The 13,041-nt window shown below is 61.7% G+C and carries 12 protein-coding genes; 4 read left to right on the top strand and 8 right to left on the bottom strand.

Annotated features, from left to right (window positions below; translation table 11 throughout):
* Positions 1 to 22: 22 nt before the first annotated feature.
* Positions 23 to 1,402 carry a cysteine--tRNA ligase gene (cysS, locus tag FHP91_RS06405; RefSeq protein ID WP_144308802.1) on the top strand — a complete coding sequence of 460 codons (1,380 nt, stop codon included), beginning with the start codon at positions 23 to 25 and terminating at the stop codon, positions 1,400 to 1,402.
* A 129-nt stretch (positions 1,403 to 1,531) separates the two neighbouring features.
* A complete protein-coding gene (locus FHP91_RS06400) occupies positions 1,532 to 2,182 on the top strand; it encodes a Crp/Fnr family transcriptional regulator (protein ID WP_186301462.1) in 651 nt (216 codons plus the stop codon).
* A gap of 105 nt (positions 2,183 to 2,287) precedes the next feature.
* Here the strand turns inward: FHP91_RS06400 and FHP91_RS06395 are convergent, their stop codons facing one another.
* The 4 genes from FHP91_RS06395 to grpE all read right to left on the bottom strand — a co-directional run bounded on the left by FHP91_RS06395 (position 2,288) and on the right by grpE (position 7,678).
* Positions 2,288 to 3,409, bottom strand: a complete 1,122-nt coding sequence (locus FHP91_RS06395) for an ABC transporter substrate-binding protein (protein ID WP_144308801.1) — start codon at positions 3,407 to 3,409, stop codon at positions 2,288 to 2,290.
* A 451-nt stretch (positions 3,410 to 3,860) separates the two neighbouring features.
* The gene (dnaJ, locus tag FHP91_RS06390; RefSeq protein ID WP_144308800.1) at positions 3,861 to 4,988 is read right to left on the bottom strand and encodes a molecular chaperone DnaJ; all 1,128 of its coding nucleotides are present in this window, start codon (positions 4,986 to 4,988) and stop codon (positions 3,861 to 3,863) included.
* Between the two features lie 86 nt (positions 4,989 to 5,074).
* Complete coding sequence (gene dnaK, locus FHP91_RS06385) at positions 5,075 to 7,003, bottom strand: molecular chaperone DnaK (RefSeq protein ID WP_144308799.1); 1,929 nt, start codon at positions 7,001 to 7,003, stop codon at positions 5,075 to 5,077.
* Positions 7,004 to 7,090: 87 nt separating this feature from the next.
* A complete protein-coding gene (gene grpE / locus FHP91_RS06380) occupies positions 7,091 to 7,678 on the bottom strand; it encodes a nucleotide exchange factor GrpE (RefSeq protein ID WP_144308798.1) in 588 nt (195 codons plus the stop codon).
* Between the two features lie 198 nt (positions 7,679 to 7,876).
* Here grpE and FHP91_RS06375 point away from each other — a divergent pair, with 198 nt between their 5' ends.
* Positions 7,877 to 9,238, top strand: coding sequence for a protein kinase domain-containing protein (locus tag FHP91_RS06375; protein WP_144308797.1), 1,362 nt, complete (start codon positions 7,877 to 7,879; stop codon positions 9,236 to 9,238).
* Between the two features lie 8 nt (positions 9,239 to 9,246).
* On the opposite strand, the gene trxC is transcribed toward FHP91_RS06375, so the two are convergent.
* Entirely contained in the window at positions 9,247 to 9,684 is a 438-nt protein-coding gene (gene trxC / locus FHP91_RS06370; protein WP_144308796.1) for a thioredoxin TrxC, read from the bottom strand.
* A gap of 147 nt (positions 9,685 to 9,831) precedes the next feature.
* On the opposite strand from trxC, the gene FHP91_RS06365 reads away from it, so the two are divergent.
* The gene (locus FHP91_RS06365) at positions 9,832 to 10,362 is read left to right on the top strand and encodes an AP2 domain-containing protein (protein ID WP_144308795.1); all 531 of its coding nucleotides are present in this window, start codon (positions 9,832 to 9,834) and stop codon (positions 10,360 to 10,362) included.
* 24 nt (positions 10,363 to 10,386) lie between these two features.
* Here the strand turns inward: FHP91_RS06365 and FHP91_RS06360 are convergent, their stop codons facing one another.
* From FHP91_RS06360 to hrcA, 3 genes are read right to left on the bottom strand one after another with little or no spacing between them, the layout of a single operon-like run.
* Entirely contained in the window at positions 10,387 to 10,785 is a 399-nt protein-coding gene (locus tag FHP91_RS06360; protein WP_246116236.1) for a phage holin family protein, read from the bottom strand.
* Positions 10,782 to 11,894, bottom strand: a complete 1,113-nt coding sequence (gene hemH, locus FHP91_RS06355) for a ferrochelatase (RefSeq protein WP_144308794.1) — start codon at positions 11,892 to 11,894, stop codon at positions 10,782 to 10,784. Before hemH ends, FHP91_RS06360 begins: the two co-directional genes overlap by 4 nt.
* A 24-nt stretch (positions 11,895 to 11,918) precedes the next feature.
* Positions 11,919 to 12,944, bottom strand: coding sequence for a heat-inducible transcriptional repressor HrcA (hrcA, locus tag FHP91_RS06350; protein WP_144308793.1), 1,026 nt, complete (start codon positions 12,942 to 12,944; stop codon positions 11,919 to 11,921).
* Between the last annotated feature and the right edge of the window lie 97 nt (positions 12,945 to 13,041).

Below are 13,041 nucleotides of genomic sequence, written 5' to 3'. Positions count from 1 at the left end.
CATCTGAACAGGCACTTGTCCCATGTTGATGATCCACAATTCCCTTTCGCGTGAAAAAGAGCCGTTCCGCCCGATAGAGGCCGGAAAAGTGCGGATGTATGTGTGCGGGATGACGGTATATGACTATTGCCATCTGGGGCACGCCCGGGTGATGGTGGTGTTCGACATGGTGGCGCGCTGGCTGCGGGCCAGTGACTACGATGTGACCTATGTGCGCAATATTACCGACATCGATGACAAAATCATCCGACGAGCGGGCGAAAATGGCGAATCGATTCGCGCCCTGACCGATCGATTCGTCGCGGCCATGCACGAAGACGCGGCCAAACTGGGCGTCTTGCCGCCCGATCATGAGCCGCGCGCGACCGAGTACGTCGAGGGCATGCTCGGCATGATCGGCCAACTCGAAACCCGCGGCCTGGCCTATGTGGCGGACAACGCCGATGTTTGCTATGCCGTTCGCAAGTTTGCACCCTATGGTCGTCTGTCGGGCAAAACGCTGGACGAGTTGCGGGCGGGCGAACGTGTGGATGTTGTCGATGGCAAGCGCGATCCGCTCGATTTTGTGCTCTGGAAGCGCGCCAAGGAAGATGACCCGCGTGACGCACGCTGGGCGTCGCCGTGGGGCGAAGGGCGTCCGGGATGGCACATCGAGTGCTCGGCCATGGGCTCGGCCTTGCTCGGCAAGCAGTTCGATATTCACGGCGGCGGCCAGGATCTGCAGTTTCCGCACCACGAGAACGAAATCGCCCAGAGCGAAGGCGCGCATGATTGCCAGTATGTGAATTACTGGATGCACAACGGATTCGTTCGAGTCGACAACGAAAAAATGTCGAAGAGCCTGGGCAATTTCTTCACCATTCGTGAGGTACTCAAGCAGTACGACGCCGAAGTCGTGCGCTTCTTCATCTTGCGTGCGCACTATCGCAGCCCCTTGAATTACAGCGACGCCCATCTCGATGATGCCCGCACGGCCTTGACGCGTCTGTACACGGCGCTCAAGCACGCGCCCGAGGCAGTGGCGTCGGTGGATTGGACAGGCGAGTTTGCGCTTCGCTTTCGCGCCGCGATGGATGACGATTTCAATACCGCTGAAGCCATGGCGGTGTTGTTTGAAATGGCTGCCGAGGTCAATCGCACGGCAAACGCGTCGCTGGCCTCGCAGTTGCAGGCGCTGGGGAATGTGCTCGGTTTGCTTGAGCGTTCGGCGACTAGCTTCTTGCAGGGGGGCGGTGACGCCGACGGTCTGGATGAAGCCGCCATTGAAGCGGCGATTGCCGAGCGCGTGGCCGCCAAGCGGGCGAAGGATTACGCGGCCGCTGACCGCATTCGCGCCGAGCTTCAGACGGCCGGCATCGTGCTTGAAGACACGGCCGAAGGCACGCTGTGGCGTCGAGCGTGACATGTTGAACATGCATGCGCGGCACGCGGGGCTGGATTCGGGCACACTTCGTTCATGACGCGAGTGCACCTTCTATCCCAGTGGTCCGGGCACACCGATTGTGCCAAATGTCCGGTGCGGGACTCGGCCTTGTTCTCCTCCTTGGCGCCCGAGCAAATTGCGCTGGTGCAGGGCAGTCTCGATGACCTGAAAATCGAGGCAAAGCGGGTGCTTTATCATCAGGGCGCTCGAAGTGACGCGCTCTATACCGTGCGAGAAGGCGCGATCAAGCTGGTGCGCCATGGCGCCGATGGATCGGCGCGCATTGTGCGCATCATCAAGCCGGGCGATCTGGCCGGTCTCGAGGTGCTGAGCGGGCGCGAATACGATGCGTCGGCTATCGCCATTGGTCCGGTACGGGTGTGCCGCTTGCCGCTGGCGACGCTCGATCGTTTGCGGACCATCGATTCAGGTCTTGGTCAGCGCATGCTGGAGAAAGCCGGCGACGCGCTGGCCGAAGCCCAGTTGTGGCTGGCCGAACTCACCGCAGGCAGCGCCCCGGCGCGCGTGCGCGTCGCACGCCTGCTGCTGCGTTTGAAGACCAAGCCGGGCAGCACTGAGGTGTTTCGCCTGGCCTCGTCGGATATCGCGGCCATCCTGGGGATTACCGTTGAAACCGCGAGTCGGGTGATCGCTGCGTTCAAGCGCAGTGGCGTTTTGACGCCGCCGGCGGCAGGTAGTTATGTCATGACGGCCGATTCAGATCGCTTGATGCAGGAAGCCGAAAGCCGCGCGGACTGAGTCGTGCCGGCTGTCGTACCGGTGTGTCCAGACGTGGCGCGGCGCAGCGAACGCGGGTGTCTTGACCGCTGTCTGACGACCCGCGCTCCGTCGCTTGGTGTGCACTCAGCGCAGATATTTTCCGCGGCTGATAATCGCCAGATCGACAAATTTCGAGGCCACGTGATCGCGGGGTGAAAAGCCGATCTTGACCCCGCCCGCATCCCAACCTTTCAGACTTTCCAGCGCCTTGATCAGCTTGTCGCGGGTCAGCTCCGCGCTCGCGCGCGTCAGGCCTTCCGTCAGCACCTTAGCCGCCATATAGCCTTCCAGTGAGGTGTAGGATATCTCGACTTTCGCCGCTTCTGCCGCGTTTCGGTAGGCCTGAACCACCTCGTGGTCAAAGCGGAAAGGGGAAGGGACGACCTGCGCAATCACCAGTCCGTGCGCGTTTTCGCCCAAGGTCTTGATCAGCTGATTGGCGCTGATGACTGACAAGCCATAGAGCATCGGACGCGCATCGCGTGTGCGCAATCCTTGCATGATTCCGATCGAGCTTTTGCCCGCGGTGACCATGATCAAGGCGGCGGGGTTGGTTTGCGCAATCTTGTCGGCGGCCTGCTCGGCGTCTTCGGCCGAGGCTTTGACCGGGACCTCGACCACGGCCGTCAAGCCTCGCCCGGCGAGCGCCTTGCGCGCCACGTCCAAGCCCGCGGTGCCAAAGCTGTCCGCATGGTGAACGACCCCAATGCTGGTGATGCCGGCGCTCACCAGATGGCTGACGATCTTTTCGATTTCCTGGCCATACGAGGCGCGCATGTGGAACACCTCGGGCTTCATGCTCCGCAGTATGTCTGCGCCGGTGTAGGGTGCAAAGAACGGTACTCGCGCTTCGGTGGCGACCGGAATCGTGCGCAGGCTGGGGCCGGTGCCGAAGCATCCGAACAGGGCAAACACCTGTCTGTCTTGAATGAGTGTCCGAGTGTTCTGCTCTGCACGTTCAGCATCGTAGGCGTCATCGAGCGTGATCAACTCGATCTTGCGCCCATGAACGCCACCGCCGCGATTGACCGTATCGAAATACAGGCCGGCGCCGCCAAGGTACTCACTGTTGAGTGTGGCCAGCGGGCCGCTTGCTGCGCCCGTCTGGCCGATCAGGATGCGCTCGGCGGTGACGCCGATTTCGGCATGAACCAGGGGTGTGGCCGCGAGCAGCAGTGCGGCGATCCAGGATTTGAGTGGTCGCATGGGCGTCCTCTAAGTAAGGGGGGCGTAGCTGCCCTTGGTTGGAGCACGGCGTTTCGGCGTATGCCCGGGCCTGGCGGCGTGCACGGGCAGGCATTGCGCGGTGACTCGCGGCGGGTGTGCTGGGTGGGTGCCGTGCTTTTGGCGGAGGCGGGTAGTGCGGCTGGATGTTCCGTGGCCGGAGTGTCCGAGTAATGCGGGTACGACGAGAGCGGTCGTGCGGTGCGGACGCGTGGCCGAAGGCGCTCGTGGCGAGCCGCCCGAAGTGAGATATGGCATTGCGTATGCCTTTTGTAAAAAAATGTCTCCTGCGGGCCGCAGTATAGCGAAGCTTCCGCGAACGTAAACGTTCGTTCGACGATGGCGTGACGAAAAGGCGGCAGGAGCGGATGTGCGGTCGATGCCGGCCGCAATGCAATCGGAGTGGCACGAATGGCCACTCCGGATTGGGGTCTTACTGGAAGAAGTCTTTTACCTTGTCCATCCAGGACTTGGCTTTCGGGTTTTGCCGGTCGGCGTTTTCTGAGCCAATGCTTTGAAATTCCTCGAGAAGCTCTTTCTGGCGTTCGGTCAGCTTGACCGGCGTTTCGACCAGCACATGGCACATCAGGTCACCCTGAACATGCGAGCGGACATTGCGAATCCCCTTGCCGCGCAGGCGGAAAACCTTGCCGGTCTGGGTTTCGGCAGGCACCTTGATGCGGGCCATACCGTCCAGTGTCGGGATCTCGATGTCGCCGCCCAGGGCTGCGGTGGCGAAGCTGATGGGCATTTCGCAGTGCAGATCGTCCCCCTCGCGCTGGAAGACGGCGTGCGGTTTGATATGGATTTCGACATAGAGGTCGCCTGACGGGCCGCCGTTGATGCCAGGCTCGCCATGACCGCCGTGACGCAGGCGCATGCCTTCGTCGATACCGGCGGGGATCTTCACTTCCAGCGTCTTTTGCTTCTTGACGCGGCCCGCGCCATGGCAGGTGGCGCAGGGGTCGGGAATGTACGAGCCCGAGCCGTGGCATTTCGGGCAGGTCTGCTGGATCGAGAAGAAACCTTGCTGGATGCGCACCTGACCCGCGCCGCCGCAGGTCGGGCAGGGCTTGGCGTGTGAGCCAGCTTTGGCGCCACTGCCACCGCAGGTGTCGCAGCGTTCCTGGGTGGGGATGCGAATGGTTTTTTCTGCACCGCGCGCGGCCTCTTCCAGCGAGATTTCGAGGTTGTAGCGCAAGTCTGCGCCGCGATAGACGTTGGAGCGTCCGCCGCGACCACCGCCGCCACCACCAAAAATATCGCCAAAGATGTCGCCAAAGGCGTCACCGAAGCCCTCGAAGCCCTGGCCGCCCGCACCGGCGCCCATGCTCGGATCGACGCCGGCATGGCCGTAGCGGTCGTAGGCGGCACGCTTGTCGGGTTCGGACAGCACCTCGTAGGCTTCTTTCACCTCTTTGAAGTGTTCTTCCGCATCCTTGCTGTCCGGGTTGCGGTCGGGGTGAAATTTCATCGCCAGCTTGCGATAAGCCTTTTTTAGGTCGGCGTCGGAGACGTCACGATTGACGCCGAGAATTTCGTAGAAGTCGCGCTTGGCCATGGTCTTGTATCAGCTCTGTCGTGGAAAGGCCGGACCGCGCTGCACGAGGTGCAGTACGGCCCGGCCGGATGTTGCGAGGGAGCGAATTACTTCTTCTCGTCCTGCACTTCGGTGAACTCGGCATCGACGACATCGGCGTCTTCGGCCTTGGCACCCTGGGCGCCTTCAGCAGCACCCGCCGCACCGGTTTGGGCCTGTGCGTCGGCGTACATCTTTTCGCCCAGCTTCTGGCTGACCTGACCGAGAGCCTCGGTCTTGGCCACGATGGTGTCCTTGTCGTTGGACTTCATCGCTTCTTCGGCTTCGACAACGGCCGCTTCGATCTGCGCCTTTTCGTCGGCCTCGATCTTGTCGCCGTGCTCGGTCAGCGCTTTCTTGATCGAGTGCACCAGCGTGTCGCAGGCGTTGCGGGCATCGACCAGTTCATGCGCCTTCTTGTCATCTTCGGCGTGCGCCTCGGCGTCGCGCACCATGCGCTCGACTTCCTCGTCGCTCAGGCCGGAGTTGGCCTTGATGGTGATCTTGTTTTCCTTGCCGGTGGCCTTGTCCTTGGCCGACACATGCAGGATGCCGTTGGCGTCGATGTCGAAGGTGACCTCGATCTGCGGCATGCCGCGCGGCGCCGGCGGGATGTCGGACAGGTTGAACTGGCCCAGGCTCTTGTTGCCGACGGCCATCTCGCGCTCGCCCTGCAACACATGGATGGTCACCGCGTTCTGGTTGTCTTCGGCGGTCGAGAATACCTGACTGGCCTTGGTCGGGATGGTGGTGTTCTTCTGGATCAGCTTGGTCATCACGCCGCCCATGGTCTCGATGCCGAGGCTCAGCGGGCTGACGTCGAGCAGCAGCACATCCTTGACTTCACCTTGCAGCACGCCACCCTGGATCGAGGCGCCGATGGCAACGGCTTCGTCCGGGTTCACATCGCGGCGGGCTTCCTTGCCGAAGAACTCCTTGACCTTGGCTTGCACCATGGGCATGCGGCTTTGACCGCCGACCAGGATCACGTCGTCGATGTCGGTCACTTTCAGGCCAGCATCCTTGAGCGCCACGCGGCAGGGCTCGATCGTGCGGCTCACCAGCTCTTCGACCAGCGACTCGAACTTGGCGCGGGTGATCTTCACGGCCAGGTGTTTCGGGCCGGAGGCGTCAGCAGTGATGTAGGGCAGGTTGACTTCGGTCTGACTGCCGGAAGAGAGCTCGATCTTGGCTTTCTCAGCCGCTTCTTTCAGGCGCTGCAGGGCCAGCACGTCTTTCTTCAGATCGACGCCCTGGTCTTTCTGGAACTCGGTGACGATATAGTCAATGATGCGCTGGTCGAAGTCTTCGCCGCCCAGGAAAGTGTCGCCATTGGTGGCCAGCACTTCAAACTGGTGCTCGCCGTCGAGGTCGGCGATCTCGATGATCGAGATGTCGAAGGTGCCGCCGCCCAGGTCATACACGGCCACCTTGGAGTCGCCCGGCTTCTTGTCCATGCCGAAAGCGAGTGCGGCTGCGGTCGGCTCGTTGATGATGCGCTTGACGTCCAGACCGGCGATTTTGCCGGCGTCCTTGGTGGCCTGGCGCTGGCTGTCGTTGAAGTAGGCTGGCACGGTGATGACCGCTTCGGTCACCTCTTCGCCGAGGTAGTCTTCGGCGGTTTTCTTCATCTTGCGCAGCACTTCGGCCGACACCTGCGGCGGGGCGATTTTCTTGCCGCGCACTTCCACCCAGGCGTCGCCGTTGTCGGCCTTGGCGATGGTGTAGGGCATCATCGCGATGTCTTTTTGGACTTCTTTTTCTTCGAAGCGACGGCCGATCAGACGCTTGATGGCGAACAGTGTGTTCTTGGCGTTGGTCACGGCCTGACGCTTGGCCGGGGCGCCGCACAGGATCTCGCCATCTTCGGCGTAAGCGACGACGGACGGCGTGGTGCGCGCGCCTTCGGAGTTTTCAATGACCTTGGGTTTTCCGCCTTCCATGACGGACACACAGCTGTTGGTGGTGCCCAGGTCGATACCGATGATCTTTCCCATGATGGTTCCTTTAACGAGATGCTTGTCTGGCCGGACCAGGCATCCGGTCCGTTGTTGAATTCAGAAGTGGGGGCGTGGTGCGAAATTTCAACCCGCTTTGGGCGCAGAAACGATCACCAGTGCCGGACGGATGACCCGCTCGTGCAGGCTGTAGCCGCGCTGGAGCACATTGATGACACGGTTCGGCTCGCCGTCGTCCGGCTGGGCGCTGATCGCCTGGTGCAGGTTGGGATCGAATTTTTCGCCCATCGGGTCGATGACAGCGAGGCCGGCGCCGTCGAAGGCGGCGGTCAGTTGCTTGAGTGTCAGCTCAACACCATTACGCAGGTTTTCGACCGTGCTGTTCTCGGCGGCGAGGGCAGCCTCAAGGCTGTCCTTGACCGGCAGCATGGCCTGCGCGAATTTTTCGGCGGCAAATTTACTGGCCTTGCCGATGTCTTCCTGCGCGCGACGACGCACGTTTTCGGTCTCGGCTTTGGCGCGCAACCAAGCATCGTGATGTTCGCTGGCTTTGAGTTCGGCCTGGCGCAGGGTTTCTTCCAGGCTCGGCATTACGTCGGCTTGCGCGGTGTCCTGGGCAGCTTCAATGGTGTTTTCTGTGGCGTCGGTGTCGGTCGCATTGACGTCGATAACCGGCGTTTGCTCGGGGGCTTCGGGCGTCTGTTTCTCTTGCATGGATCGGTCCTGATGCGGTTTGAGTTGGGCGATGCAGCCCTAGCTTGGGGCTGGGTCGCGGATTTCAAGCCAAAAAAGCGAAATTTGTTGTGCCCAGTAATGGTGCGATTTGCATCAAGCCGGGGAGGCGGGGGCATAATGATGCGTATCAAATACGGCGGCGTGTGTGTGCCGTCATGGCTTGGGTGGAGGATTTCAATGAGCGATCTCCCGGCACAGATCGGGAATTTCCGGATCATCAAGGAACTTGGCAAGGGCGCGACGGCGACCGTCTACCTGGCCGAGAGCCCGGACTATCCGGAGCCGGTGGCCTTGAAGTACATCCGCTTCGAAGACAAGTCCAAGGACGAAGCCAAGTGGAACCGGCGGCTGCTGAAACTGCTCAAGGCGGAGCGGGCGGTCGCCAGTCGACTCAACCATCCGCACATCATCCGTATCTTCGAGGGCGTGGTTGCCCACAAAGAAGCCTATGTGGTGATGGAGTATTTCGCCGGTGAATCCCTCGAGCGCTTCTGTACTTTCGCCCATTTGCTGCCGGTGCATCGAACCATCGGCATCGTATTCAAGTGCTGCATGGCGCTCGACTATGCCTATCGCCAGGGCGTGGTACACCGGGACATCAAGCCGGCGAACATCCTTGTGGATGAAAAGGACAACGTCAAGATCACCGATTTTGGCTTGGCCATGAACATCAACAAGAAGGTGGATACCGATTCGACCTTCATCATGGGCGTCGGCTCGCCGGCCTACATGTCGCCGGAGCAGATCAAGAGCTATCCGCTCAACCAGAAAACCGATCTCTACTCCTTGGGTGTGGTGCTTTTTCACATGCTCACGGGGCGTTTGCCGTTTCGCGCCAAGAATCCCGCGCAATTGATATACAAGATCATCAACGCCGATCCGCCTGCCGTGACACAGCTATTGCCGGATCTGCCGGAGCTGATGGATCGCGTGATACGCAAGTCGCTCGAAAAGGATCTGTACTCGCGCTACAAGAACGGCGCCGAGTTTGCCAAGGATCTGTCGGCCGTGCGCTACCAGCTGGTCGATGACAAGCTCCTGCCGCCGGACACCAGCCGCTTCTCGACCTTGCGCAAGCTGAGCTTTTTTACCGAGTTTGACGACATCGATGTCTGGGAGGCGCTACGCATCTCCACCTGGCGCACCGTGAAACCGAATACCACGGTGATTCGCGAGGGCGATCAGGATCAGCGCTTTGGTTTGGTGATTGAAGGCAAGGTCGAGCTGTCGGTGGCCAATAAACGGATCATAGAGTTGGGTGAAGACGAGGTGTTCGGTGAAACCGCGTTTCTCGATGAACTCGGCCACAAGCACGTGTTCACGGTGGTGTCGCTGACCGACGCGACTTTCCTCGAGATCAACCCGGCGGCGCTGGCCTTGTCGACTGACGAGAGTCAGGACCTGTTCCGCCGGCGCCTGACAACGACCATGGTCAAGCGCTTGAGCCTGCTCTCGGCGGATGTCGCGAAACACGCCCCGTCGGCCGCCAAAGGCCAGGCGCTGGCCGCGGGTGTTGATTTGCAACTGATGGACGACTGAGCGGCGGCTCAGAGGTTTTCGCGCGTCCAGGCGGCCAGTCGGCTCGCGTCCATGGCGCCGCTGATGCGGGCAACTTCCCGCCCGCCGCGGAACAAGACCAAGGTCGGAATGCTGCGAATGTTGTAGCGCCCGGCGAGCGCCTGCTCATCCTCCGTGTTGACCTTCAGCATGCGGGCTTCGGTCATCAGTGTCTTTGCCGTGGCTTCGAACGCCGGCGCCATTGAGCGACAGGGGCCGCACCAGGGCGCCCAGAAGTCGACCAGCACGGGCAGTTCGTCGTTGGCCAGATGCCGCTCGAAGGCCGGTGCGCCGGCCGGGATGACTTTGCCTTCGATGAGTGGCTCGCGACACTTACCGCAGCGCGCACCGTCGCCGAGGCGGTGAGCGGGAACACGATTGACGGCTTGGCAGTGCGGGCAGACGACCTGCGGTGTGTCGGCGGGCATGGGGTGTTCCTGATGATTAGCGATGGCTGATACATGGTGGCCGCCTGTCGGCTTTCAAGACCGTTCCTCTGCTGTCGGTAAAGTTTTTCTCTTCGCGGCCGAAAGCGTCCTTATGCCCCTCATCAAACCGGGCCGGAGGACGTTCGAGTGAGCCAAAGCAGCGTATATGGCATCAGCCGTGTCGATAATGAAGCGAGCCGTACCCATGGCTGGCTGGTCACGATCCAGCGCCGGGGGGTGATTTATCGGAAGCACTTCAGCGACGGCGTGTTCAGTGGCAAGCGCAAGGCCTTCTCGGCCGCCAAGAGCTATCGGGATGAGGTGATTGCCGCGCATCCGCCCTTGTCGATGCAGGAGTATTCGTCGATCCGAAAAAAGAACAATCGTTCTGGCGTGGTCGGCGTGTGCCGCTATTGCGCCTCCGAAACGCGAGACCTGCCCGAGGACAAGCAGCGCTGGTTCTGGGTGGCATCCTGGCCTTTGCCGGACGGTCGGCGCAAGCGGGTCAAGTTTTCGGTGAATAAATACGGCGAAGATGGCGCGTTCAAACTGGCGCTTGAGGCGCGCAATGCGGCGCTGAACAAACTCGATGGCGATTTCGATCCGGGTGCCGTGCGTCGGCGGCCGGCGCGCAAATCGCCGTCACACAACGGCGCAGACAAGTCGGCTCGACTCTGATGGTTTGGAAGGAGCCGGGCTGACTCAGCCCCGCCCGTCTGGCGGCCAGCGATTGACGCTGACGCGCACCGTTTTACTTCCGTCCGACAAGGCCATGCTGACCACCCAGGTGAGCAGGCTGTAGACCAGTGCCCCCCAGAATGCCGTGGAAAAATCCGGCACCAGCAATCCCGCGACAAGCCCGGAAACCAGCCAGAACAGCAGTCCGTTGATGACCAGGGTGAAGATGCCCAGGGTCAGCACCGTGATCGGCAGCGTGATCAGGATCAGCACCGGGCGGATCAGGGCGTTGACCAGACCGAGCAGCAGGGCGCTGATCAGCGCCGTGGTGTAGGAGGTCACCTCCAGCCCGTCCACCAACTCGGGCACCAGCATCAAGGCCACCGCATTGAGCGCCCAGCGCGCGATCAGCGTCACATTCACTTCGCGTCTCCGTTCTTGGCGCCGAGAGCGATGGCGCGTGCCTTGCCCACCTGACGATCCGCTGTGCTTCGGCGGGGGTCGGCCGCAAGCCAGTGGCCGGCGTGGCGGATCACCAGTGCGGTGAGCGCATGCATCCAGTCGTTGCGGGTGTTCAGGCAGGGGATGTAGTGGAAGCGCTCGCCGCCGTGGGTGAGGAAGGCTTCCTTGCACTCCATGGCGATCTCTTCCAGCGTTTCGAGGCAGTCTGACGAGAAGCCTGGGCACATCACGTCAACCGAGCGAACGCCTTGCTTGGGCAGGGCTTCGAGTGTGGGTTGGGTGTAGGGCTTGAGCCACTCGGCCTTGCCGAAGCGTGACTGGAAGGTGAGCATCACGCGCTCGGGCGCGATGTCCAGCGCGTCGGCCAGCAGGCGGGCGGTCTTGTGGCATTCGCAGTGGTAGGGGTCGCCTTGGTCCAGCGTGTAGCGCGGCACGCCGTGAAAGCTCAGGATCAGGCGGTCGGCCTGGCCATTTTTGGCCCAGTGCTCGGTCACGCTGGCGGCCAGCGCTGCGATGTAGCCGGGGTCGTCGTGGTAGCTGCGAATGAAGCGCAGTTCGGGCAGATTGCGCCAGGCGTGAATACTGCTGGCGACCTCGTCCATCACGCTGCCGACCGTGCTGCCGGCGTACTGCGGGTAGAGCGGCACGAGCAGGATGCGGTCGCAGCTCGCAGCGCGCAGCGCATCGAGTCGGTCGGGGATGGAAGGCTGGCCGTAACGCATGGCCCAGTCCACTTTCACGTCGTGATGTCCCGCTTCGGTCAGGAAACCGGCCAGCAACTTGGCCTGACGTTCGGTGTGCACGCGTAGCGGCGAGCCTTCATCGGTCCAGATGGATGCGTATTTTTCGGCAGACTTGGCGGGGCGGGTGTTGAGGATGATCAGGTTGAGGATAGGCCACCATGCCAGCCGGGGGATCTCGACCACGCGAGGGTCGGACAGAAACTGCTTGAGGTAGGGGCGCACGGCGGCTGCGGTGGGCGCCTCGGGCGAGCCGAGGTTGACCAGCAAGACGCCAATGCGCGGTGTGCTGCCGTGAGCATGCGTCGGTTCAGGCCGGTAACGGGCCATCAAGATGTCTCCGGAAAAGCGGGTTCAATTGTTGGACGACAGCGCGCTCGAGAGCAGGCGCGCGGTGATGTCGACGATGGGGATGACGCGCTCGTAGGCCATGCGGGTCGGGCCGATCACGCCCAGCGAGCCGACGACCTGGCCATCGACTTCGTAAGGTGCGGTGATCACGCTGCATTCGTCGAGTGGGGCCAGGCCCGACTCGCCGCCGATGAAAATCTGCACGCCTTCGGCCCGGTTGGACACATTGAGCAATTGCAGCAGACCGGTTTTCTGGTCGAACAGCTTGAACAGCTCGCGCAGGCGAACCATGTTGGACGACAGGTCTTCCACGTCGAGCAGATTGGTTTCACCTGACAGGATGTATTGGGAAGATTCCTCGACCGCTTTTGAGCCGACATCCACCGCGGCGGTCATCAGCTCCGACATGTCTGAATGCAGTTGTTCAAGCTCGGCCTTGAGTCGGTTGCGGATATCGTCGAAGTCCAACCCCGCGTATTGATGATTGAGGTAGTTGGCTGCGGTCACCAGCTCGGAGGGCGAATACTTGCGCTGAGTGATCAGGATGCGGTTTTGTACGTCACCGCGGGTGGTGACGATGATCAGCAGAATCCGGGTGTCGGACAGCGAGAGGAACTCGATCTGGCGGATGCGCACGACCTCGCGTCGCGGTGAAACCACGACGCCGGCGAAGTGGGTGAGTTGCGACAACAGGTTGGATGCGGCGCTGATTAGGCGCTGCGGCTGGTCAGGTTGCAATTGCTCCTTGAGTTCGAGCATCTGCGCCTTGTGCATGGGCCGGACGGTGAGCAGGTTGTCGACGAACAGGCGGTAGCCGCGCGAGGTCGGAATCCGGCCGGCCGAGGTGTGGGGGCTCGAAATGAAGCCCGCTTCTTCGAGATCCGACATGACGTTGCGGATGGTGGCCGGTGACAGTTCCAGCCCGGATTGCTTCGACAGCGCGCGCGATCCAATCGGCTGGCCGTCCGCGATATAGCGTTCGATCAGCGTCTTGAGCAGGATTCTGGAGCGTTCGTCGAGTTCAGCCATAGTGTTCGTTGTCCGCATCGGGCATGGATTTTAAGTAAGTCTGCCACGTGTGCCTAGCGCAGTGTCGGCGGCGTCATGCTTTGCGCCGTCGAATCGC

The sequence above is a fragment of the Denitromonas halophila genome, from assembly GCF_007625155.1.
Classification (GTDB): Bacteria; Pseudomonadota; Gammaproteobacteria; order Burkholderiales; family Rhodocyclaceae; genus Nitrogeniibacter; species Nitrogeniibacter halophilus.
The sequence above is the reverse complement of the archived record's forward strand: the minus strand, read 5'-3'. Positions and strand labels throughout refer to the sequence as shown.